This is a genomic window from Halorubrum rarum, assembly GCF_048380895.1.
Classification (GTDB): domain Archaea; phylum Halobacteriota; class Halobacteria; order Halobacteriales; family Haloferacaceae; genus Halorubrum.
The window spans coordinates 13,564-35,549 of the sequence record NZ_JBLWMN010000006.1 but is presented as its reverse complement, the minus strand read 5'-3'; the positions used below and the strand labels follow the sequence as shown (position 1 = coordinate 35,549).

The window sequence follows — 21,986 nt, the reverse complement described above, 5'->3', positions numbered from 1 at the left end:
GATCGGAGGGTCGGTGGGGTGATAAACGCCCCGAGAGCACACCACCGACCACTCGTGTCAACACAAAATAATTCTCTGCTGCTGTTCGCCTTACTCGAACTGCGCGACGAGTTCCGGGACGACGTCGAACAGGTCGCCGACGATCCCGTAGTCGGCGATGTCGAAGATCGGTGCGTTCGGGTCGGTGTTGATCGCGACGATCGTGTCTGAGCCCTTCATCCCGGCGACGTGCTGGACCGCGCCGGAGATGCCGATCGCGATGTACACGTCCGGAGTGACGACCTTTCCGCTCTGTCCGACTTGCCGGCTCTTCGGGAGCCAGCCGTTGTCGACTATCGGCCGGGAGGCGGACAGCGTCGCACCGAGCGCGTCCGCGAGCTCCTGAACGACGTCGATGTTGTCCTCCTCCTCGATCCCGCGGCCGACGGAGACGAGCACGTCGGCCTCGCTGATGTCGATGTCGCCGGCCGCGACCTCCTCGAACCCCGTTACACGCGCACCCGACTCCGGCGTGTCGATGGTGATCGATTCGATCGTCGCGTCGCCGACGCCCGTTACGGGCTCCCACTCGCCGTCGCGGATCGTGAGTGCGAATCGGTCACCCGCGACGTCGACGGTGGTCTCCACCTTCGAGCCGTACATATCGCGGGTGACGGTGAGCCCGTCGTCGTACGCGATGGCGGTCGCGTCGGTGACGAGTGGAATCCCCTCGCTCTCTGCGAGCGCGGGCGCGTAATCGAGACCGTTGACGGAGTTCGGCATGATGACCGCGGTCGCGTCGGTCCGAGAGAGTAGCTCCTCGATCGCCGACTGGTAGACGTTGTGGTCGAACTCCTCGCCGTCCTCGACGGTGTAGATGGTGTCGACTCCGGGTCGATCGAGGTGCTCGGCGAAGCTGTCGACGTCGCCGCTGATCACCGCGAGGTTCAGGTCCCCGCCGAGCTCGTCCGCGAGCTCCCGGCCCGCAGTGACGAGTTCGTAGGAGACGTCACGGAGGTCGCCGCGACGGTGTTCGGCGACGACGAGAACGTCGCTCATTACGCGCCCACCCCCTTCTCGCGGAGGACCTCGGCAAGGCGTCCGGCCGCCTCACCGGTGTCACCCTCGATCATCTCCGCGTCCGACTCGCTTTCGGGCTCGTACATCGACGTGAGCGTCAGCGCGCTCTCGACGTCGGCGGCCGAAAGGTCCAGATCCGCGAGGTCCATGGCAGCGATCTCCTTGCGTTGCGCCTGCCGGATCCCGCGAAGGCTCGCGTATCGCGGCTCGTTGAGACCGGTCTGGACGGTCAACACGGCCGGGAGGTCGACCTCCGTCAGCTCCTCGATACCGCCTTCCAGCTCCCGGTGGACGTTCGCGATGCCGCCGTCAGCGTCGATCTCGAGGTCGTTGACGACCGCCGCGTGCTCGAAGCCGATCCGCTCGGCGAGCGCCACGCCGGTCGCACCGAACGCGTTGTCCGCCGCCTGCACGCCCGACAACACGAGATCCGGGCCCTCCTCGTCGACGACCGCCTCCAACACGTCGACCTTCGATTCGACGTCGGCGAACTCCGTCTCGAGCGCGTCGTCCCAGACCCGCACGGCGCGGTCGACGCCCTTCGCGAGCGCCATCCGAATCGTCTCCTCGGCACGGCTGGGTCCGATTGTGACGCTCACGACCTCGTCCGCGAGGCCCTCTTCAACGAGTCTGACGCCCGCCTCGATGGCGTAGTCGTCCCACTCGTTGAGGTCGTACTCGAGATCGGATGCGGCGATCTCGGTTCCATCGATCGCGAAGTCGTCGTCGACTTCACCGATCTCCTTGACGGTTACCAGGACTTTCATGATCGACGATCCGCGGGTCGTGATGTAAGGGCTTTCGGAACTCGTTTCACGGGACGATCCGTTGCCGTTGTGACCTCAGCGGCTCTCGGAGTTCATCCCGTCCGCCTGCTCGACGCCGGGATCGTCGCCGTCGGGGAGCGAAATGAGGTTCTCCCGTCCGAGTCGAAGCTTCTCGACGCGGTCGTCAGCGGCCATCGTCGAGAGCAACTGTGACACTTTGGCGTCCGACCAGCCGGTTTCGGCGACGATGTCCGCCTGCCGCATCCGGCCGCCCCGTCGATCCAACAGTCGCTCGACACGTTCCTCATCGGAGAGGAGCGAGAGGTCCGCTTCGGATCCGTCGGCCGCGCTTCCGCCCATCCCATCGGTTCCGGTTTCCACGCCGCCGTCGGCGTCCGCGGCCGATCCGGTACCCGGTTTCGGATCGGAACCATCGGAACCGACCGCCGGCGACCCGCCGCCGGATCCGACCCGGCGGTAGCCGAGAAGGCCGACCGCGATGAGCAGCGCCGCGAGCACGATTCCGACGGTGAGCATCGTCCACGGGGGCGACCCGACGGTACCCGTCGGAGAGTACACGACTGCGACGCGTTCCTCGTCGTCAAACGCTCTCGGGCCGTCGATGATCACGGCGTTGTCGCGGAGCGATACGGTCGCGCCCGGCGTCCCCGAGACCGAATACCCGTCCGGCGTCGCGATCTCGATCGACTGTCCCTCCCCCAGTGACCGGAGCCACGTGTCGTTCGTCGGCGTCGTGAGCGCGTCGCCCAACACGAGAGTCTCTCCGTCCGCCGCCAGGAACTCGGTCCAGACGAACGTGAGTCGGAGCTCTCCCACAGCCACGACGGCGTCCTCGTCGACGTCGAACTCCTCGACGTCGTCGTGGACCTCGACGGTCCGATCGACGTCCTCGATCCGCATCTCTCGGTCGGCGTTCCGGCTCGCCCCGTCGGCGAGTCGCTCGAAGAGGGTCGCGCTCGGACCGATCTCGCCGTCGACGAACCGGTCGCCGACGGACTCGAACACCGCCGTCTCGTTCGCGTCGGTGAGCTCGTAGCGAACGACGACCGCCCAGCGAGCGTCGCGATCGGGACGGAGATCGATCCGGATGTCGGTGTCCGGCTGTCGATCGAACGTCGCGACCTGTGCACGATGGGGACCACGGTCGATGGCGTGACGATCGACGGACCGGTCGGTTACCGTCTCGCTGCCCAGCACGGACGTCTCGGCGACGAGGGAGGGGGTGTCGGCCGTCTCCAGCGGAGCGCTCTCGCCGCCGCCGACACCGACGCCCGACGCGAGGGCGACGACGAGGACCGCGACGAGGAGCACGCGAGCGGGGTACCGCATACAGCCCGAATCTCACATCCCCTCGGCAAAACCCTTTCCATACTTGGCTTTTCGACCGTCGGATACGACGCGTTGGCTCCGGATCGCTCCGGAACGGTCGGATCGGAACGAGTCGATCGGTTCCGTCCCGTTTCCGTCGGCGCGGAGCGGGGAGGCTCCGACGAGATCCGGTCGGCTCTCCGGACGCTCGATACATTGAGGTGGATTTTTTGTACTCGGGGGCGGAACGGACGGTGATGAGAGCCCTCCCGGTCGTCGTCGCGCTGCTGCTGGTGATCGCCCCGGTCGCCGGAGCGGTCGCTCCTGCGGAACCACACGCCGACGGAGCGACGACCGACGCCGAGTCGATACACGCCGCCGACGTGTCGGATGGCTCGAACGAGTCCGACGGCACGAACGGCGGCGAGGACGCGAACACGGATGCCGGAGACGGAAGCGCCGACGTCGAAACCGCACAGCTAGCGGAGGAGCGCCGGACCTTCCGCGTGCTGTCGACGCCTCCGGACGCCGAGCCGAGAACCGACGTTCGCACCCACGGGGCGAACCTCGGAACCGCACTCGGGTGGGAGGTCGGAGACGTCGATGCGGCACTCGAAACCGAAGCGGTCGTTCGAGAGATCGAGAACGCCGAAAGCTCGGAGCAGCGACAGCGGCGCATCCTCGCCGCGATCAACGAGATCGAGCAGGACGAGGTGAGCCTCAACAGCCGACAGACCGCGGCGATCAACGCGCACGCGGCCGGGGAACTCTCCGATAGGGAGCTGCTCGACGAGTTGGCGACCATCGGGGTCACGGCCCAGGAGTACGACGAGCGGCTCGACGTGCTCGACGAGTTGGCAGAGGAGACCGACGACTTCAGCTCGCCGAGCCGACTCGCCGAACTGCAGATCCAGTTGCAGGTGTACGAGGGACCGGTCCGCGATCACGCGCTTGCGACCGTGCGCGGCGAGACCGGCGGCAGCGATATCCACGTCGAGTCGAGCGATGGTGCGGTCGTGCTCGCGACGATCGACGGCGACGAGTACGTTCGCGAGGCGTTCCGGACCGACCGCTGGGACCGGGGCGGCGGCACGATCGGCAGCGAGGACGCGATCAACGCGACGGCGGAGAGCTACCCGGAGACGGCCGCGATTCGTGAGGCCGACGCGTTCGGTGCCGGCGCGGTCCAGCGGATCACCGTCTCGCACGACTTCGGCGAGCTCCGCACGTTCGTCAGCGGCGGAACCGATCGGGTGTTCGTCGAACACCAGCGGATAGACCTCGAGACGTTCCCGGACTTCGAGCCCGTCTCGACGACCGCGGACGGGTTCAACGTCACCGTCAACCGAAGCTACCCCGGCGGACCGGTGCAGGTCGCCGTTCTCGACGACGAGAACGGCAACCCGATCACCGACGTGACGGTGACGATGAGCGTCTCGGGCGGCGACAGCGAAGCGATCGACACGACCGACGTCGACGGCGTCGTGTGGACGCTCTCGCCCGCCGACTCCTACCGTATCACCGTCGTCGACGAGCCGCGCGTCGCCGTCCTCGACGGGATCGCTCCGACCGACACGCCGCGAGTCGCGGACGAAGCCGCGGGAGGCGGGAGCGGCGACGACGGCGACGACGGCGACGACGAGAACGGCGGCGACGACGGCGACACCTGATCCTTAAACCGGATAGGGAGCCAGACCCCCCGTGCGTCGGAACCACCACGAGCCTCGGCGGCGCGGGACAGCGCCGATCGGCGTCGTTCTCCTCGTTGCTATCGCGGTCGTGCTCGCCGCCGGCCTCGCCGCGGCGACTCTGGACGCGCCGGCCGAGCCCGCACCGACGGCGTCGCTGTCGCTCTCCGTCGAAGGCGACCGGATCGAGCTCCGACACCGTGCGGGCGACCCGATCCACATCGAGGAGGCGACGATACATGTCCGAGTCGACGACGAGCCGCTCGATCGGCAGCCGCCCGTGCCGTTCTTCTCGGCCGCCGGATTTCGACCGGGACCGACCGGCCCGTTCAACGCCGCGAGCGATGACGTCTGGAAGCCCGGCGAGGCAGCGTCGTTCGCGGTGGCCGGGACCAACGATCCCACGCTCGAACCGGGGCGGACCGTCGAGGTCCGGCTGTCCGCTCGCGGACGACAGATCGTAACGCTGGACGCGACGGTTCGATCGGGATGAGCCGAAAATCGGGTGCAGCGAGCGCGGTACGGCCCGGGATTCGGCGTGGGGTATATACGCGCCGATCGCCTACGCGACGGTGTGACCGCCCGAACCATCCGGGCCCGCGACCGACCGGTGTTCGGCGTCGACGTCCAGAGCGGCGACGTGCGCGGCGACGATCCGTCGTACGCTCTCGTCGTGTTGGACCCCGTCGACGACGACGACCCCGACGCACCCGACGCGGACGGACCGCTCGCACGGGTCACTCGCGACGTCGTCTCCCGCCGAAAGCTCCGCCGGCTCATCGACGACCGAGAGCCGCTGTACGTCGCCACGGACAACGCCTACGAACTGGCGGCGGACAAGAGCGCCTTGGTGAACCTCCTCCGGTCGCTTCCGGACGGGACCCGCCTCGTTCAAGTCACCGGTGCGGAGCGGCCGGAGCCGCTCTCGCGGGTCGCCTCCCGGCACGGGATCCCGTACGGAAAAGAGCCGATGAAGGAGGCGGAGGCGTCGGCCAGACTCGCGGCCGCGAACGTCGGCCACGAGGTGACCGCGTTCACCGACGAGACGACCGTCAAGGTCTCCCGGGGGCGCTCGACCGGGAAGGGCGGGTGGAGCCAGGACCGCTACACGCGGCGGATCCACGGCAACGTCAAGAAGCGGAGCCGACAGGTCGAATCGAAGCTACGCTCCACGAACCTGGCGTACGACCGCGAGGTGACCGAGAAGTACGGCGGCTACTCGAACGCCGTGTTCACCGTTTCGGCCCGGCCCGAGGACATTCCGGTGTCGAACTCGCGGGCGGGAGACGTCCGCGTCGTGGTCGAGCGCGAGCGCCGCGACGGCATCGAGTACGAGCCGCTCGTGAAGCGCCGCGACAGGGTGATCGTCGGTATCGATCCGGGGACGACCACCGCTGCCGCCGTCGTCGGCCTCGACGGCACCGTCCACGCGCTCTACTCCTCGCGGACCGGCGACACCGCCGCGGTGACCGAGTGGATCGTCGAACAGGGGCGGCCGATCATCGTCGCCGCCGACGTCGAGCCGATGCCCGAGACCGTCGAGAAGTTCAGACGGTCGTTCGACGCCGCCGGCTGGCGGCCGACCACGGACCTCCCGGTCGACGAGAAGCTCCACCGCACCCGGAACGCCAGCTACGACAACGACCACGAGCGCGACGCGCTCGCGGCGGCGCTGTACGCCTACGACGACCACGCCGACCAGTTCGAGCGCATCTCCGAGAAGACCCCACCCCGGCTCGACCGCGAGGAGGTGATCGCGGGCGTCGTCGCCGGCGGCGCGTCCGTCGAGGCGGTCGTCGACGACCTCCGTGAGGACTCGGGCGGCGGAGGTGGCGACGACGAGAACGGTGACGACGCGGACCCAACGGAACCGGATCGGACCGAAGAGGAGGAGACGATCCGGCGTCTCCGCGAACGCGTCGATCGGTTGGAGACGCACGCGGAGACGTTGGAAGCGGAACTCGCGGAACGGGACGACCGCATCGAGGAACTGGAGGTCGAACTGGAGGAGGCGAGACGTGAAGAACGGATCGAGGCCCGGAGCCGCCGGGCCGTCTCCCGACTCGAGCGCGAGACCGATCGGCTGGAGCGCGAGCGCGACGACGCCCGCGAGACCGTCGCGGAACTGGAGGGGAAAGTGGAGAGTTTAAAGGAGATCTGGAAGCTCGATCACTCGAACTTCGGCGATGTCGCCGAGGGGAGAGACCTCGTGAGCGTGAAGACGGTCGAGCAGTTCACCCTCGACGCGATCGAGGCGACCGACGAGGCGTACGGGATCGCGGCCGGCGACGTCGTCTTCCTTCGAGACGCCTCCGGGGCGGGCCGCCGGACCGCGGAGCGGCTGGCGGCACACGATCCGCGGGCGGTGATCCGCGACGGGAACCTCTCGGAGGTGGCCGACCAGGTCCTGTTCGACCACGACGTCCCGGTCGTCCCCGCGGAGGCGGTCCCGGTTCGCGAGATCGACGAACTCGCCGTGGCCAGCGAGTCGAAGCTCGAAGCCGCGGTCGACGACTGGGCGCGCCGAGCCGAGCGGCGACGACGCGAGGAGAAGGCCGAACGACTCGACCGGATCATCTCGGAACATCGCGCGGGAACGACGCTCCCGGAGACGGAGGAGTGATCCGACGACGGCGGTTCGGTCGAGTTACGAAGACGGCACCGCCGACCCACGAAGACGCCGCGGTCGGCTCACGACGACGCTAGTAGCTTCAACCGGAGCTCCCGCTCGTCGATCTCGTATTTGAAAGACGGATGGCCGTCGACGAGGACGTACGGGACGCGCTCGCCGTACTCCGCGGCCAGTTCGGGGTCCTCGTCGACGTCGATCATCGCGATATCGACCGCGACGCCGACGTCGTCCGCGACTCGTTCGACCGTCTCTCGGGCGGTGACACACAGCGAACAGCCCTCGCGGGTGTAGATCGTCACGGAGACCCCATCGGTGGCGGAGTCGTCGCCATCCCCGGAGGCGGCGTCGGCGGTGTCCGCACGGACGGGGGGTTCGGAGTCCGAAGCGGTGTCGGTCATGGTCGGGCGTCGGGTCGCCCGCGGCGAGTGTGTTTCGGTTCGCGCAGGGGTCGGTCACTCGGCGTCGGTCCCGACGACGAACTCGACGTCGCCGGCGATCATCGCGCTCGCGATCACTGCGCCGCCGACGACGAGCGCGACGGCGAGCGTGACGAGCGTGACGGTCACCGCGTCGCCGCCGATCGCGACACCGACGAACGCGCCGACGGATCCCCCGACGCCGCCCGCGATGATCGCGAGCGTACTCGCGTCGTTCATGTCGTCGACTTCTTTCAAGCGGATAATAACTCTTCGCGTCGGGTTCTCCACACTGATAACGGGAGCCGAGTCAACGGCACCGGGACCGCGATCGTGAGCGCTACCGCGGATACTCCCGACCGAGGTCGAGTCCGTCCGCGGGGCCGTCGCCGTTTCGCGCACCATCGCCGTTTCGCGTGTCGTCGTCGGTGTCGCCCGGGGCGTCCTCGGTCCCGCCCGGACTCACGCTTCCGGTCCGGTAGCCGGCCATGTCGAGGGTGACGTACTCGAAGCCGAGATCGGAGAGGTGTTCGTGGACGGCGTCGGCGAACGCCGGATCGAGCGCCCGAGCCAACTCGTCGGGAGCGATCTCGACGCGCGCGAGGCCGTCGTGGTCGCGGACGCGAAAGCCCTCGAACCCCCACTCGCGGAGCAGCCGCTCCGCCTTCTCGACCCGCGTGAGCCGCTCCGGAGTCACCGCCAGCCCGGTCGGGATCCGTGAGGAGAGACACGCCATCGACGGCTTGTCCGCGACCGACAGGCCGTACGCGTCGGCGATCGCCCTGACCGCCGACTTGTCGATTCCGGCGTCGAGCAGCGGCGAGAACACATTGAGCTCCTCGACGGCGCGCAGTCCGGGACGGTGACCCTCGCCGGGGTCGTCCGCGTTCGTCCCGTCACAGACCGTGTCGATCCCGAGCTGTCGGGCCCGGTCGTACATCTCGCCGAGACGCATCGTTCGGCAGTGGTAACACCGGTCACCGTCGTTCTCGACGAAGTTCGGGTCGTCGAGTTCGGAGAACGTCACCGTCTCGTGTGCGATCCCGATCTCCCCCGCGACGCGCTCGGCGTCCGCCAGCTCCGCGGCCGGGAGCGTCTCGCTTCGGGCCGTGCATGCGACGGCGTCGTCGCCGAGCGCGTCGGCCGCGAGCGCGGCCACGACGGAGGAGTCGACGCCGCCCGAGAACGCGACGAGAACGCCGTCGCGCTCGCCGAGCCGAGCGCGGGCGGTCGCCGCTTTCTCGGCCGTCTCGGGATCGAGTTCACCCGAGCCGGCGTCGAGCGCGTCCTGAGTCATGGAACCGGTTTAGTGAGGGGCGCGAAAAAGGGCATCGGAGCGGGAGGCCCGAACTCGCCGGACGCGTCGAGCGGTCAGACCCCCCAGAAGAAGACGATGCCGAGCGTCGTCACCACGGTGAGGATCAACTGGAGCGGCGCGCCGACGCGGAAGAAGTCCGTGAACTCGTACCCGCCCGGCCCGTACACCATCAGGTTCGTCTGGTAGCCGATCGGCGTGAGCATCGCGGTCGACGCGGCGAACGTCACGGCCAACACGAACGAGAAGGGGTCGGCTCCGATCGCCTGCGCGGTGTCGATGGCGACCGGTATCATGAGCACGACGCTGGCGTTGTTGCTGACGACGTTCGTGATCAGCGCGGTAAACAGGTAGAACAGCCCGAGCACGACGACCGTATCGAGCCCGCCCGAGGAGACGACGATGACGCTCGCGAGCCACTCGGCGGCACCCGTCCGCTCCATGGCGACGCCGAGCGGAATGAGTCCCGCGAGCAGGAAGACCACGCTCCAGTCGACCGCGGAGTACATCTCGTTCGGCTTCACACAGCCCGTCGCGACCATCGCGACGATCCCGCCGAGCGCGCTGACGACGATGGGCATGACGTTCAGCGCCGCGAGCGCGACGACGACGGCGATGATGCCGAGCGCCACGGGGATCCGACCGGTCCGGAAGTCGGGCCGCGTGAGCTCGCCGCCGACGATGAAGTTGCGGTCGTTGCTGAACCGCTGGATCGTCTCCTCGGTCGCCTGCAACAGCAGCGTGTCGCCCGCTCGGAGGTGACGTTCGTCCATGCGAGCGTGGATGACCTTCCCGCCGCGGCGGATGGCGAGGACCGTCGCGTCGTATCGGCTCCGGAAGTTCAGCGACTCCAGCGTCTCCCCGATGAGCGAGGCCTCCGGAGAGATGACGACCTCGACGAGGCTCTGTTCCGTGACCGGCTCGACGTCCGTCTCCTCGGCCTCCAGCCGCTCCTCGCTCACGTCGGCGTCGGGCGCGAGGTCGAGTCCCTCGACGTCGACGAGCGTCAGGAGGCTCTCGCGGTCGGTGCGTAACACGAGAACGTCCCCCGCTCGGATCTCCTTTGGCGCGAGCGGCTCGGTGAACACCTGATCGCCGCGGACCAGTTGGACGATGTCCGCGTCGACGTCGATGTCCCCGAGGCTCCGATCGATCGTCTTCCCGACGAGCGGGGAGTCGTCGCGGACGACGACTTCGGTGAGGTACTCCGTCATCTCGAAGCCCGCGATCAGCTCGTCGTCGATCTTGATCCGTTCGGGAAGCAGATAGGGGCCGACGGTCGCGAGGTAGACGACGCCGGTCACGAGGACGACGACCCCGAGCTGTGTGAACTCGAACATCGAGAACGGCCGTCCGATGAGGCGACCGGAGACGTCGGACGCGAGGATGTTCGTCGACGTTCCGATCAGCGTCAACATCCCGCCGAGCATCGCGGCGTACGACACCGGCATCAGGAGTTTGGAGGGGGATACGCCCGTCTTCTTCGAGATCGTGTTCACCATCGGGATCATGATGGCGACGACCGGCGTGTTGTTGATGAACCCGGCCGTTCCACCGGAGAGACCCAACACCGCGAGCAGCTGTTTGAACGGGCTGTCACCGAACTCCTCGGCGATCCGCGCTCCGATGATGTTGATCAGCCCCGACTGGCGGATCCCCTCGCTGAGAATGAACATCGCGAGGACGGTCACCGTCGCCGAACTGGAGAAGCCGCCGACCCCGGTCGCGGGGTCCACCTGCGTCCAGGGCTCCAAGACGATCAGCGAGAACATGACGCCGATCGCGGTCACGTCGATCGGGACCGGCTCCGTCACGAACAGGACCAGCGCGACCGCGATGATCGCGAAGATCAACAGGATGTCCGCCGTGAGCGGCGGGATACCGCCGCTCGTCTGCGCGAGGACCGGCAGCGAGGACGGAGGCATTCGGATCGATGGATGCTCGTAGTCTTCAAAAGCGTACCGCAGGACGAGCGCGTGCGGATCGTCGCTCGGCGTCGCCTGGACCCGCTCCCCCGTGCCCGTACCCTTTTTGCCGTTGCCGCGAGACCCGCGAGTAGATGGAGTTGGAGGCGATCCCCGGCGTCGGCGCGAAGACGGCGACGGCGCTGCGCGAGCTCGACGACCCGGAGGCGACCGTCGAGTCCGGCGACGTCGCCGCGATCGCCCGCGCGCCCGGCGTGAACGAGGCTCGAGCGGCCCGGATCGCTCGCGGCGCGATACGGCGGCGACACGACGACGACGACCGGCTTCTCGCGACCGATCGCGCCCGAGAGGTGTACCGAGACGCGATGGGGCTGTTAAAGGATCGAACCGTCACGGAGTACGCCGAAAAGCGGCTGGAGACGTTCTACCCGAGCGGCTCCGCGTCCCGGATCGAGGAGGCGCAGGCGTTCGTCGAGGCGGCGACGGAGCGAGAGCCGGACCCCGCCGTCCTCGACGCGCTCGACGGCGTCGAACCGCTCGAGACCCCCGGCACGGTCCGCGTCCGCGATCGCTGTCTCGCGACCGCCGACGCGGAGGTGTACGCCCGCGCGGAGGCGGCCGTTCCGGAGCTCTCGATCGAGACCGTCGAGAACGCGCGGGAGATCTCCGAGCTCGCGCGGTCGTACGCGACCGTGATCGTGTTGGACGAGGAGTTCGCCGGACTCGACGTTGAGGGCGACGTCCACGTCCGCCCGGACGCGCTGGCGACGCCCGCGGAGACGGTGCCGGAGCGGCTGCTGGCCTTCTTCGCCGCGAACCGCGACCGGCTGGAGGCCGCCGCCGAGGTCCACGAGGCGTCGAGAGACATCGACGGCGGCTCCGGCGAGGCCCCCGCGGCCGACCTCGCCGCGCTTCGGAGCGCGCTCGCCCGCCTCGACGCCGACGGAACGATCGTCGGGGACGCGGAGCTGGAACGGCTGGCCGACGCCGTCGACGACCTCGACGCGGCGGTGTCGACCGCGGAGTCGGTCGCCGACGACCACCTCCGTGAGGCGATCCGGGAGCGCGACGTCACGATCGAGGGGACCGACTTCCTCTCGCTGGTCGAGCAGGGCGCGCGCGTCGATTCGCTGCTGGACCGCGAGCTCGCGGACGAGTACGACACCGCCCTCGTTCGGGCTCGAGAGCATCTCGTTGACGCGCTCCGGCTGGAGCCGGGCGAGTCCGACCTCGCCGAGCGCGTCTTCGGCGGTGACCCGACGTTTCCGGTGGAACACGAGGCGGACGCCGTCTCCCGGCTCCGGACGGAGCTCGCAGCCGGGCGGGACCGGCGCGCCGGACGACTGAAATCGGAACTCGCGAGCGATCTCGGCGAGCTTCGCGAGCCGGTCGAGGCGCTGGTCCGCGACGCGCTGGAGCTCGACGTCGAGCTGGCGATCGCCCGGTTCGCCCGCGATTTCGACTGCGTCATGCCGACCGTCCGGGACCCGACGGACGGTCCCGGCACGGGCGGATTCAGGATCGAGGGGGCTCGGTCTCCGCTGCTCGACGTCGGGTTCGACGAGGTGGATCCGGTCGACTACGAGGTGTCGGGCGTGACGCTTCTGTCCGGCGTGAACTCCGGCGGCAAGACGTCGACGCTCGACCTCGTCGCGCTCGTCGTCGTCCTGGCGGGGATGGGGATGCCCGTCCCCGCCGAGGAGGTCGAGATGGAGCGGTTCACCGAGCTCCACTACTACGCGAAATCGCAGGGGACGCTCGACGCGGGCGCGTTCGAGGCGACGCTCCGGGACTTCGGCGACCTCGTCGAGGGCGCGGCCGGACGACTCGTCCTCGTGGACGAGCTCGAGTCGATCACCGAGCCCGGCGCGTCCGCGAAGATCATCGCGGGCATCCTCGAAGCGTTGGACGGACAGGACGCCACCGCCGTGTTCGTCTCCCACCTCGCGAGGGAGATCCGCGAGGCGGCCGCCGCCGACGTCGCCGTCGACGGCATCGAGGCGGTCGGGCTCGTCGACGGCGAGCTCAGAGTGAACCGCTCGCCGAAGAAGGACCACCTCGCGCGGTCGACCCCCGAGCTCATCGTCGAGAAGCTCGCCGACGACCGCGGCGGAACGTTCTACGCGGACCTGTTAGAGAAGTTCTGACGGTCCCGATCGGCGGAAAACCGCCAAACCACTGCCGGACGGCGGAACCCGTTGGGAACGATCGACACGGGGGACGCAGTTGTGCCAACTTTTAACCCGATCCTGCTCGGGGTATCGATCATGAACCTACTGCAGGCGGCGACCCGAGAGACGTTCTGGACGATCGGGCCAGTCGGCAAGGCGGCGTTCTACTGGCTCGCGGTCGTCGCGCTCCTCGTGTTCCTGTACGGCGTGTACGCGCGCTTTACCGCGTACTCCCAGGGTCGATCGGACCCGCAGGACCGGCTCTCGGATCTCCCGTCCCGGACGATGACGGCGACGAAGACGGTGCTCTCGAACGTCAACCAGTACGACCGAGACCTGTACGCGGGCGTGATGCACACGTTCGTGCTGTGGGGCTTTCTCGTCCTGCTCGTCGCGACGACGATCCTCGGGATCGATATCGATCTGTATCGCCCGCTGACCGGCGAGTCGTTCTGGGTCGGCGACTTCTATCTCGCCTACCAGTTCGTCGTCGACGCGTTCGGGCTGCTGTTCGTCGTCGGCGTCGGCATGGCGCTTTATAAGCGCTACCGGGCCCGTGAGGGCCGTCTCTGGGGGAAGCACACCTCTCTCGAGGACGACGCGTTCGTCTGGACGCTGTTCCTGCTGGGCGTCGGCGGCTTCCTCGTACAGGCGATCGGCATCGTCGGTCAGCCCGAGCGCGCGGGCGAGACGGTGAGTTTCGTCGGGATGGCGATGGCCTCGTGGTTCCAGTGGGCCGGACTCACGCAGGCGGGCGCGGAGGCCGCATACGGCGTCATCTGGTGGCATCACTCGCTGCTGGCCTTCGCGTTTATCGCGTGGATCCCGTACGCGAAGCCGTTCCACATGATCTCGTCGTTCGCGAACGTCGTCGCTCGCGACGAGAAGGCGGGTGCACGCCTCCCGAACGTGCCCGCTGACCTCGATCACACGAACGCCGAGTCGATCGAGGACTTCACCTGGAAGGAGCTCATGGACGGCGACGCCTGCACGAAGTGCGGCCGCTGCTCGTCGGTGTGTCCCGCCAAGACCGTCGGTCGAAACCTCGATCCGCGTGACGTCATCCTCGATCTCAAGGCGTACCGCGAGTCCGTTAGCGACGATCCGGTCGTCGGCAGAGACGAGATGGCGACCGACGGCGGCGTGGCAGCGTCCGACGGCGGCTCGGTCCCAATCGTCGCGGACGAGGGGGGCGTGATCGCCGCCGAGTCGATGGAGTCGTGTATGTCGTGTATGGCGTGTATGGACGCCTGCCCGGTCGACATCGAACACCTCACCTCCTTTACCCGGCTCAACCGCCAGCTCACCGACGAGGGCGCGGTCGACTCCCATCTCCAGGACGTGTTCCAGGACGTGATGCGGACCGGCAACACGTTCGGCGAGTCGGCGTCGACCCGTGGCGACTGGACCGAGGACGTCGACGTCGACGTCGCGGACGCCCGCGAGACCGAAGTGGAGTACCTCTGGTACGTCGGCGACTTCCCGAGCTACGACGACCGCAACAAGAAGGTCGCGCGCGCGCTCGCTCGACTGTTCGACGAGGCCGGCGTCGAGTTCGGGATCCTCTTCGACGACGAGAAGAACGACGGCAACGACATCCGGCGGATCGGCGAGGAGTTCCTCTACTTGGAGCTCGCCGGTCACCACGTCGAGACGTTCGCGGACTGCGAGTTCGATCGGATCGTCTGTACGGACCCGCACTCGTACAACACCATCAGAAACGAGTATCCCGAACTCGATCTGGCCGAGTTCGCGGACGACCCCGTGATGCCGTTCGACCGCGAGGAGCCGTGGAACCCCGACGGATCGATCGAGGTGCAACACTGGACGCAGGCGGTCGAGGAGCTCGTCGCCGACGGACGGCTCGGACTGTCGGGTGACGAACTCGAGTACACGGTCACCTACCACGACCCGTGTCACTTGGGGCGGTACAACGACGAGTACGAGGCACCCAGGGAGCTTATCCGTGCGACCGGGGCCACCCTGTACGAGATGCCGCGCTCGCACAACGACTCGTTCTGCTGTGGCGGCGGCGGCGGCGGTCTCTGGACCGAGGTGGACGAGGAGACGAAGCCGAGCGAGGAGCGGCTTCGCGAGGCGCTCGAGGACACTGACGCCGGCGAGGCGGTCGAGAAGTTCGTCGTCGCCTGCCCGATGTGTACGACCATGTTCGAGGACGGACGCAAAACCGGCGGGTTCGAATCCGACATCGAGATCGTCGACGTCGCGGAACTGCTGATCGAGGCGATCGAGGCCGGCCGGTAGCACCTCGTCCGCACTCGGTCGAGAGCATCTCGAGCGGGACCGATCGCGAGACAGTTCGTGCCGCCGTTCGAGAGGTCTCCGAGGAGACGTATAACCGAAGAACGAGAGGTCCGAACGGGCGGACCGTCCGGGTCGAGTCGGGTTACTTGCCGCGTCGCCGGTCGCCGCCGATCGACGGACGGGTGTGTTCCGTACCCTTACCGCGTTTGCGCTGGCCGCGGCCCTTGGTACCGGCGGAGGTGAGTCCGCGGAACGCGCGACCCTTGTGGTCGTCCGAGCAGATCCAGTTGAGGTCGTCGTCGTTCTCGATCGCGGGGTGAGCGGGATCCACGAGGATCACTTCGTGCCACTTCTGAGAGCCGTCCTCACCGACCCAGTAGGAGTTGAGCACGCGCAGGTTGCGGTACTTGCGGGAGGCGCGCTCCTCGGCGATGCGCTGGATCGACTTGCGGCGCGAGAGGCGGTTGACACCCTGGCGCTTCGAGCGGCGGCCGGCCTTGTGTCGCTGCTTGCGCGAACCGCCCTTGCGGACGCTCACGCGGGCGACGACGATACCCTGTTTCGCCTTGTAGCCCAGTTCGCGGGCCTTATCGAGGCGAGTGGGGCGTTCGATCCGCTCGATCGCGCCCTGATCGCGCCACTCCTGTTTGCGCTGCCACTGCAGCTCCGCGAGTTTCCCCTCCTTGGGGGACTGCCATGCGTCCTTGATGTGCGAGTAGAAGCTTCGTGCCATTGTTGTCCACGGACGCTTGCGATTCAGCCGCGAGGCGGCCACATGTCGTCTCGTCCCGGAGCGACGGCGAGCGCGTCGATCGCGCCCGACGTCACGACCCGGCGGCGAGTGCCCGCTGGACGTCCGTACCAGCGAGTTGTCGTCTCTACCTCGTGTTCGGTTGTAAGGCCTTCGCTCCACGACGAGTGTGCGTGAGAGTGACAGAGCCGATCGATCCGTCCCGATGATGCCGGGACGATCAGTCGTCCTCCCGATCGGCGTAGCGCTTGATCAGGTACCCGAAGCCGCCCAGTGACGCGAGACCACCGAGGACGCTGAACCCCGGAACGTCGTCCTCCGTCCGAGACCCGACCGCGTGTCCGTCGGCGGTTTCGACGTCATCGGACGCGACGACCGGTTCCGACGACGTTTCCGTACTCCCGTCGTCGATAGCGTCTCCGTCGGAGCCGTCGCCGCCATCGATGACGGATGCCGAATCGGGGGACTCCAGCGGCGTCGATTCGGACGATCCGGATGTCGATTCGGACGATTCGGGTGTCGATTCGGACGATTCGGGTGTCGACTCGGACGGTTCCGAGGGCTCGGGGGTCGCTTCGGTCCCGTCGTCGGCGTCGTCCGTGCTTCCCTCGTCGACGTCATCGGCGTCGTCCGCGCCAGTACCGTCGTCCGCGCCAGTACCGTCGTCCACGCTTCCCCCGTCGTCGGCGTCGTCCGTACGTCCCTCGCCGGTCTCGTGTGCGTCCGCATCCGACCCGTCCTCGATCCCGGCGAGTTGCTCGTCGGTCAGGTAATAGCTGAACATGGCTTCACCGCCGGAGTCGTTCCAGATGGAGAACCCGGTGATCGTCTTGCCCGCGTGTTCGCCCTCGCCGGCGAACGTCTGCGGCGGGGTCCACTCGTCGCCCGGCTCGCCGAGCCGCTGGCGTTCCCCGTCGAGGAACGTCAATACCGGACGGACGATGAGTTCGTAACCGTTCACGAACTCCTCCGCGCGGACCGTCACTTCGTCCCCGTCGAAGACCACTCCCCTGTCTTCGGTCGGCTCGCAGTCGACGTCGAACGTGACGTCGAACAGTTCGATCTCGCGGACCCGGTGGAGCGTTCTGCCGGGGGATCCGTAGACTCGGACCGGTCCGAACGCCGGGTCGTACTTCTTGGCGTAGCCCTCGCCACGGACGTTCAGATCGTGGACCGGCGGATCGTAGCGCCACAGCGAACACGTCGGCTTCGTCGGGTCCGACCCCGGATCGTACGCGTACGTCCGTGTGACGTCACCGAGAACGGCTTCCACCCTGACGAGATGACCCCGCCAACTGTCGATCTTGCCGGATTCGTACGTGGTGTATCCGTACTCCGGCTCCGAGTTCTGCTCGCCCGTGAACGTCTCGGTGTACCCCGTCGTCGTCTCCACCGTGACCTCGTCGGGCCGCGCCGCTCGACGGTCGAGCGTCGCGACGAGCCCGTCGTGACGGATCTCGATGCCGGGGTCCCACTCGTGGTCCGCGGCGACGGGCCGACCAAGCAGCGAGACTCCGAGGAGTGCGGCCCCGGTGGACGCAAGGACTCGTCTACGGTTCGATCTCGGCGAGTGGCGCATGCGTGCGAGAGGGGATCCATCGGCTTTGTTAACGGACCGTTGTCGCGAATATGGTGATGATACTCGGAACCCCGCCGGCGACCTCGACCGCACCGCGGACCGCGTCCGACCGGTCGTCGGTCGACCCGTCCGCCCGCCGAACGCGGGAGCGACGACCCGAACGACATCCGACGCGCTTTTGAACCGACTACTGTGAGTATTCACTGCCGAATACCATGAGAATATCGACTGAGGAAGCCGCGCGAGTCGTCGCCCGAAGTCGCGAACCGACGACCCGGTCTCGAGGGGTGGGCAACGAATGCCCAAGATAAGCGTCGAGATCCCGGGCGAACTGCTCGACGACCTCGACGAACACGTCGGCGACGACGGGAAGTTCGTCAACCGGAGCGACGCGGTGCGCGCGTCGATCCGGAAGACGCTGGACGTGCTCGACGACATCGACGAGCGACACGGTCGGCTGTCGGACGACGCCGAGGACGCCGACGACGGGACCGATGAGTGAGCACCCGTACGCGGGCGACCCGTTGGGGCGGGCCGCGGTGGCACAGGTCGGGCTCGTGGCGCTTTTCGTCACCGCGCTGGCGACCGCGCAGGTGACCGCCGCGAAGGTGCTCGCCTTGCCGCTCCCGGTCGCGCTCCCGGCGGTCGGCCCGGAGATACTGCTGCCCGGCGCGGCGCTCGCGTACGCGCTCACCTTCTTCGCGTCGGACTGTTACGCGGAGCTGTACGGACGACGGGCCGCGCAGGTCGTCGTCAACGTCGCGTTCGCGATGAACTTCGTCGTGCTCGCGCTGGTGTGGTCGACGCTCGCCGCGCCCGGCATCGACCCCGAGGTCACCGCCGCGTTCGACACCGCCCTCGGCCCCGCCACGAACGTCGTGATCGGGAGCCTCCTCGCCTACGTCGTCAGCCAGAACTACGACGTGGTCGTGTTCCACGCGATTCGCGATCGCACCGGCTCCGAGATGCTGTGGCTCCGGAACCTCGCGTCGACCGCGACGAGCCAGATCCTCGATACGGTGATCTTCGTCGGCGTCGCGTTCGTCGTCGCGCCCGCGGTCCTCGGTATCGGGATGCCGATGTCGGTCGGTGCGGCGGCGACGCTCGTCGTCGGACAGTACCTCCTGAAGCTGTTGATCGCCGTCCTCGACACGCCGTTCGTCTATCTGGTCGTACGCGCGGTCCGAGGGTAGCGTCCAGTGGAGCGCCGAGCGAGCGTTCGGAACCGACCCGGACTCACCGCTCCCGGTTCAGTTCCCGGTCGAGTTCGTCCTCGATCGACTCCGTTTCGAGTTCGCTCGCGATCCGGCGCTCGAACTCCTCCTCACTGATCCGCCCTTCGACGTACTCCGTGCGGAGCCGTTCCTGCGGATCCGTCGAACTCCCGGTCGACGACGACGACCGGTTCGATCCGAACCCGTCCGCCGTCGTTCGCCCGTCGTCGCTTCCGCCGAACAGCCACGCCCCCGCTTTATACGCGAGGTAGACGACGCCGATCAGGATCGCCAGCGACACCGCGGCGGAGACGACCGCCCACGCCAGACTCAGGACCGCCGAGACGATCGAGACGACGACGCTGGCGGCGATCAGGATCGCGAGCGCGATCGCGCCGTAGTAGAGGGCCTTCTTCCCGTCCATACCCCGCTATCGCGCTCCCGTGCGCAAATACCTTCTCCCGGAGCGATCGAACTCCCGGAGCGATCGAACGCGGCCATCCCCGGGTTACCGAGGGTCGCAGCCACGGGGCGGGCGCTCTCTCGTCAGAAGACTTATCCGACGTTGTGGTCGTAACCGAACGAAATGCGTCCCGAACTGTCGTCACGATCGAGTCGTGTTTGCACAGCGCTCGGGACCGAGGTGGATCCGTGACCGATGGCCCTGACGCCGGAATCAACCGCCGGACAGTCCTCGGCGCGGTCGCCGGCGCGGGGAGCGCTGCGGTTGCGGGCTGTTCGGGCTCGGAGCCCGACGACGCGGAGACCCTCTCGATGGACGGCGAAACGCTCGAGGAGCTCGCCGCCCGATTCGCACCGACGCTGTACTTCGACGCGGCCGAACCGTGGTTTCCCACCGATCCGCGCCCCTACACCGTCGAGGAGGGCGGCGAAACCGTCGTCGACGGGTTCCTCGCATTCGACGGATACCACGAACGCTACGAGGAGGCGGGTGAACCCCCCGATCCGACGGTGTTCTACAACGGGGTTCGGTACGAGGACTCGTCGCTCGGCGTGGTGCAGTTCTGGTTCTACTCGGCGTTCGATCAGTTCACCGCCAACTTCCACTGGCACGACTGGGAGGTGTTCCACGTCTTCGTCGATCTCGACTCCGGCGATCCACAGCTGTACGTCGCCAGCTCGCATTCCCGCAGCGTCCCGAACAACGAGTTCCTCGATCCCGACCCCGACGTCGTTCCCCGCATCCTTCCCGAGCTCGGGTCGCACTCCAGTACGCTCTCGATAAACGACGCTCCCGATCGATTCCAGCGGGTCGGCGAGGAGGGACTCCTGGCGGACATCACGAACACGACCGTCGATACCGTCGAGGACCTGCTCGGGATCCCGCTCGCGTACGGGCTTCCCCGCGACGAGGGGATGCGGCTCCCGTTCGTCGTTCCGGAATACGAGGGCGAGCCGCTGTACGAGCATCCGGAACTCCCTTCGGTCACTCCGGACGCATTGGTCGACGAGGCGCTTACCGTTCGCTCGCTCGACGCGTTGGAATCCCCGCCGACCGACCTCCCGCTGCGGGAGACGGGACTCGCGTTCCGCTACCGCGGCAGGGACGGCGATCCCGAGCCCGCGGCAGCCGACGAGGGGATCGAGTCGGTCGTCACGTACGAACTCGTCGAGAGCACCGAACTGGAGGATATCTCGGCGTTCACCGGCCCGCAGCTGAGCTTCGAGTTCACGGTTCCGAAGATCGCTGAGGACGCCATCGCCGGGCACATCACGGCGACCGATGTCCCGTGGGAACAGCCCCGATACGAGAACCCAGCATCCGACATCACCGCCGGAAACCACCGCGCCGAACTCGCGGAGCGCTACGACGCGATCGCCGACGCGGTCGGGATCGGTGGCGACGTACTCGACGCCTTCGACGGCGTCGTCGCCCGCGTTACCGAGGCGACCGAGAGCGAGGACGCGCCGGCCGGAGGAGGGCTGACGACAACGGACGCGAGCATCGAGTCGTTCGTCCTGATCGAAAGCGATCCGGAAGCGGTCCCGACGTTCGGCGGAGGGATCGCGGTGGCTCAGGGGGTGCCCGACGGCGAGCACAGGCTCACCGTCAACGGTGCCGGGCAGGCTCCCCACAGCGAGCAGCTCGTGGTCTCGGAGGACGACCCCGTCACGGTTGCCGGTGCCGACGGCGAGATTCCGCTTGTCGCCCGCAAGTACGCGACGAAGGTCGAACTGTCCGACGCCGAGAGCGACGCGGACGTGACTCGGGCGGCGATCGAGGACGATTTCGCCGGTCGGATCTACGACTCCGCGGTCGACGGGAGCGACGCGATGTACGTCCACGTCGGCGGCGCGTACACGGCCGAGGTGCGGGACCCGAACGACGAGGTTGGTGCGTATCGAGTCAATCCGGCCTCGGAGGACGCGGGGACGGGGGAGCCGATCCGAATCGAACGCCCCGAGACGGGCGCGGCCTCGCTCGCCGGGTTCGTTGCGGCTGTCGCCGAAGAGACCCGTGCCGAGGTCGCGGCCGCGGCGGCGGAGGGCGACGGCGGAGACGACGATGGCGACGACGATAACGGTGACTCCGGAGACGGGGGAAGCGAAGATGACACCGGCGGCGGTCCGTCGAACGCGGTGAACGGGCTCGAACGGGCTCTCGCCGCCGCGGTCGAGGCCGCGGAGCGGGCGGAGGAGCGTGCCCGCGAGGGTGACCGCGGGGGGACGGACCGCCACCTGGAGACCGTCATCGAGCGGATAGACCGGATCGAAGAGCGGCTCGCGGCGGCCCGAGACGGCCTCCCGCCGAGGCTCGCAACCGCAACCGGGAACCGGATCGAGCAGGCAACGCGCCGCGCCGAGCAAGCACAGGACGCGAAGACGTTGTAGCCGGATCCCGAGGTGACCGTCT

At 68.0% G+C, this 21,986-nt stretch carries 18 protein-coding genes; 8 read left to right on the top strand and 10 right to left on the bottom strand.

Annotation, left to right across the window (positions count from 1 at the left end):
* Positions 1–90 precede the first annotated feature (90 nt).
* The 3 genes from ACNSN7_RS06010 to ACNSN7_RS06000 all read right to left on the bottom strand — a co-directional run bounded on the left by ACNSN7_RS06010 (position 91) and on the right by ACNSN7_RS06000 (position 3,176).
* Positions 91–1,038, bottom strand: a complete 948-nt coding sequence (locus tag ACNSN7_RS06010; RefSeq protein WP_418281371.1) for an electron transfer flavoprotein subunit alpha/FixB family protein — start codon at positions 1,036–1,038, stop codon at positions 91–93.
* Positions 1,038–1,826, bottom strand: coding sequence for an electron transfer flavoprotein subunit beta/FixA family protein (locus ACNSN7_RS06005; RefSeq protein WP_418281370.1), 789 nt, complete (start codon positions 1,824–1,826; stop codon positions 1,038–1,040). Before ACNSN7_RS06005 ends, ACNSN7_RS06010 begins: the two co-directional genes overlap by 1 nt.
* Positions 1,827–1,901: 75 nt before the next feature.
* Entirely contained in the window at positions 1,902–3,176 is a 1,275-nt protein-coding gene (locus ACNSN7_RS06000; RefSeq protein ID WP_418281369.1) for a helix-turn-helix transcriptional regulator, read from the bottom strand.
* 236 nt (positions 3,177–3,412) lie between these two features.
* Between ACNSN7_RS06000 and ACNSN7_RS05995 the strand changes: the two genes are divergently transcribed.
* The 3 genes from ACNSN7_RS05995 to ACNSN7_RS05985 all read left to right on the top strand — a co-directional run bounded on the left by ACNSN7_RS05995 (position 3,413) and on the right by ACNSN7_RS05985 (position 7,466).
* Positions 3,413–4,825, top strand: a complete 1,413-nt coding sequence (locus tag ACNSN7_RS05995) for a DUF7094 domain-containing protein (protein ID WP_418281368.1) — start codon at positions 3,413–3,415, stop codon at positions 4,823–4,825.
* Positions 4,826–4,856: 31 nt separating this feature from the next.
* Positions 4,857–5,336, top strand: coding sequence for an archaellin/type IV pilin N-terminal domain-containing protein (locus ACNSN7_RS05990; RefSeq protein WP_418281367.1), 480 nt, complete (start codon positions 4,857–4,859; stop codon positions 5,334–5,336).
* An 81-nt stretch (positions 5,337–5,417) separates the two neighbouring features.
* Positions 5,418–7,466 (top strand): DUF460 domain-containing protein, encoded by a 2,049-nt coding sequence (locus tag ACNSN7_RS05985; RefSeq protein WP_418281366.1) that lies wholly within the window; start codon positions 5,418–5,420, stop codon positions 7,464–7,466.
* A 68-nt stretch (positions 7,467–7,534) separates the two neighbouring features.
* On the opposite strand, the gene ACNSN7_RS05980 is transcribed toward ACNSN7_RS05985, so the two are convergent.
* The 4 genes from ACNSN7_RS05980 to ACNSN7_RS05965 all read right to left on the bottom strand — a co-directional run bounded on the left by ACNSN7_RS05980 (position 7,535) and on the right by ACNSN7_RS05965 (position 11,086).
* The gene (locus tag ACNSN7_RS05980; protein ID WP_418281365.1) at positions 7,535–7,873 is read right to left on the bottom strand and encodes a glutaredoxin family protein; all 339 of its coding nucleotides are present in this window, start codon (positions 7,871–7,873) and stop codon (positions 7,535–7,537) included.
* Positions 7,874–7,927: 54 nt separating this feature from the next.
* Positions 7,928–8,131 (bottom strand): hypothetical protein, encoded by a 204-nt coding sequence (locus tag ACNSN7_RS05975; protein WP_418281364.1) that lies wholly within the window; start codon positions 8,129–8,131, stop codon positions 7,928–7,930.
* A gap of 100 nt (positions 8,132–8,231) precedes the next feature.
* Positions 8,232–9,188: an ATP-dependent sacrificial sulfur transferase LarE gene (larE, locus tag ACNSN7_RS05970; RefSeq protein WP_418281363.1), complete on the bottom strand. Its 957-nt coding sequence runs from the start codon at positions 9,186–9,188 to the stop codon at positions 8,232–8,234.
* Positions 9,189–9,262: 74 nt separating this feature from the next.
* On the bottom strand, positions 9,263–11,086 hold the full coding sequence (locus ACNSN7_RS05965; protein WP_418281603.1) for an SLC13 family permease: 1,824 nt from the start codon (positions 11,084–11,086) through the stop codon (positions 9,263–9,265).
* Between the two features lie 179 nt (positions 11,087–11,265).
* Here ACNSN7_RS05965 and ACNSN7_RS05960 point away from each other — a divergent pair, with 179 nt between their 5' ends.
* Positions 11,266–13,278, top strand: coding sequence for a helix-hairpin-helix domain-containing protein (locus tag ACNSN7_RS05960; protein ID WP_418281362.1), 2,013 nt, complete (start codon positions 11,266–11,268; stop codon positions 13,276–13,278).
* A 120-nt stretch (positions 13,279–13,398) separates the two neighbouring features.
* A complete protein-coding gene (locus ACNSN7_RS05955) occupies positions 13,399–15,567 on the top strand; it encodes a 4Fe-4S dicluster domain-containing protein (protein WP_418281361.1) in 2,169 nt (722 codons plus the stop codon).
* 142 nt (positions 15,568–15,709) lie between these two features.
* Here ACNSN7_RS05955 and ACNSN7_RS05950 read toward each other — a convergent pair whose 3' ends face one another.
* Positions 15,710–16,300, bottom strand: coding sequence for a 50S ribosomal protein L15e (locus ACNSN7_RS05950; protein WP_418281360.1), 591 nt, complete (start codon positions 16,298–16,300; stop codon positions 15,710–15,712).
* A 238-nt stretch (positions 16,301–16,538) separates the two neighbouring features.
* Positions 16,539–17,897 carry a hypothetical protein gene (locus tag ACNSN7_RS05945; RefSeq protein WP_418281359.1) on the bottom strand — a complete coding sequence of 453 codons (1,359 nt, stop codon included), beginning with the start codon at positions 17,895–17,897 and terminating at the stop codon, positions 16,539–16,541.
* Positions 17,898–18,195: 298 nt separating this feature from the next.
* Here ACNSN7_RS05945 and ACNSN7_RS05940 point away from each other — a divergent pair, with 298 nt between their 5' ends.
* Together ACNSN7_RS05940 and ACNSN7_RS05935 are read left to right on the top strand one after the other, a co-directional pair.
* Complete coding sequence (locus ACNSN7_RS05940; RefSeq protein WP_418281358.1) at positions 18,196–18,399, top strand: ribbon-helix-helix domain-containing protein; 204 nt, start codon at positions 18,196–18,198, stop codon at positions 18,397–18,399.
* Positions 18,392–19,090 (top strand): queuosine precursor transporter, encoded by a 699-nt coding sequence (locus tag ACNSN7_RS05935; RefSeq protein WP_418281357.1) that lies wholly within the window; start codon positions 18,392–18,394, stop codon positions 19,088–19,090. The genes ACNSN7_RS05940 and ACNSN7_RS05935 overlap by 8 nt, the downstream gene beginning before the upstream one ends.
* 43 nt (positions 19,091–19,133) lie before the next feature.
* Here the strand turns inward: ACNSN7_RS05935 and ACNSN7_RS05930 are convergent, their stop codons facing one another.
* Entirely contained in the window at positions 19,134–19,535 is a 402-nt protein-coding gene (locus ACNSN7_RS05930; protein WP_418281356.1) for an SHOCT domain-containing protein, read from the bottom strand.
* A gap of 227 nt (positions 19,536–19,762) precedes the next feature.
* Between ACNSN7_RS05930 and ACNSN7_RS05925 the strand changes: the two genes are divergently transcribed.
* Positions 19,763–21,964 carry a hypothetical protein gene (locus ACNSN7_RS05925; protein WP_418281355.1) on the top strand — a complete coding sequence of 734 codons (2,202 nt, stop codon included), beginning with the start codon at positions 19,763–19,765 and terminating at the stop codon, positions 21,962–21,964.
* Positions 21,965–21,986 lie beyond the last annotated feature (22 nt).

Excerpts from the sequence above, each read along its gene's own strand:
- ACNSN7_RS06010 (WP_418281371.1), bottom strand. The coding sequence starts at position 1,038 with ATGAGCGACGTTCTCGTCGTCGCCGAACACCGTCGCGGCGACCTCCGT.
- ACNSN7_RS06005 (WP_418281370.1), bottom strand. The coding sequence starts at position 1,826 with ATGAAAGTCCTGGTAACCGTCAAGGAGATCGGTGAAGTCGACGACGAC.
- ACNSN7_RS06000 (WP_418281369.1), bottom strand. The coding sequence starts at position 3,176 with ATGCGGTACCCCGCTCGCGTGCTCCTCGTCGCGGTCCTCGTCGTCGCC.
- ACNSN7_RS05995 (WP_418281368.1), top strand. The coding sequence starts at position 3,413 with ATGAGAGCCCTCCCGGTCGTCGTCGCGCTGCTGCTGGTGATCGCCCCG.
- ACNSN7_RS05980 (WP_418281365.1), bottom strand. The coding sequence starts at position 7,873 with ATGACCGACACCGCTTCGGACTCCGAACCCCCCGTCCGTGCGGACACC.
- ACNSN7_RS05975 (WP_418281364.1), bottom strand. The coding sequence starts at position 8,131 with ATGAACGACGCGAGTACGCTCGCGATCATCGCGGGCGGCGTCGGGGGA.
- larE (WP_418281363.1), bottom strand. The coding sequence starts at position 9,188 with ATGACTCAGGACGCGCTCGACGCCGGCTCGGGTGAACTCGATCCCGAG.
- ACNSN7_RS05960 (WP_418281362.1), top strand. The coding sequence starts at position 11,266 with ATGGAGTTGGAGGCGATCCCCGGCGTCGGCGCGAAGACGGCGACGGCG.
- ACNSN7_RS05955 (WP_418281361.1), top strand. The coding sequence starts at position 13,399 with ATGAACCTACTGCAGGCGGCGACCCGAGAGACGTTCTGGACGATCGGG.
- ACNSN7_RS05950 (WP_418281360.1), bottom strand. The coding sequence starts at position 16,300 with ATGGCACGAAGCTTCTACTCGCACATCAAGGACGCATGGCAGTCCCCC.
- ACNSN7_RS05945 (WP_418281359.1), bottom strand. The coding sequence starts at position 17,897 with ATGCGCCACTCGCCGAGATCGAACCGTAGACGAGTCCTTGCGTCCACC.
- ACNSN7_RS05940 (WP_418281358.1), top strand. The coding sequence starts at position 18,196 with ATGCCCAAGATAAGCGTCGAGATCCCGGGCGAACTGCTCGACGACCTC.
- ACNSN7_RS05935 (WP_418281357.1), top strand. The coding sequence starts at position 18,392 with ATGAGTGAGCACCCGTACGCGGGCGACCCGTTGGGGCGGGCCGCGGTG.
- ACNSN7_RS05930 (WP_418281356.1), bottom strand. The coding sequence starts at position 19,535 with ATGGACGGGAAGAAGGCCCTCTACTACGGCGCGATCGCGCTCGCGATC.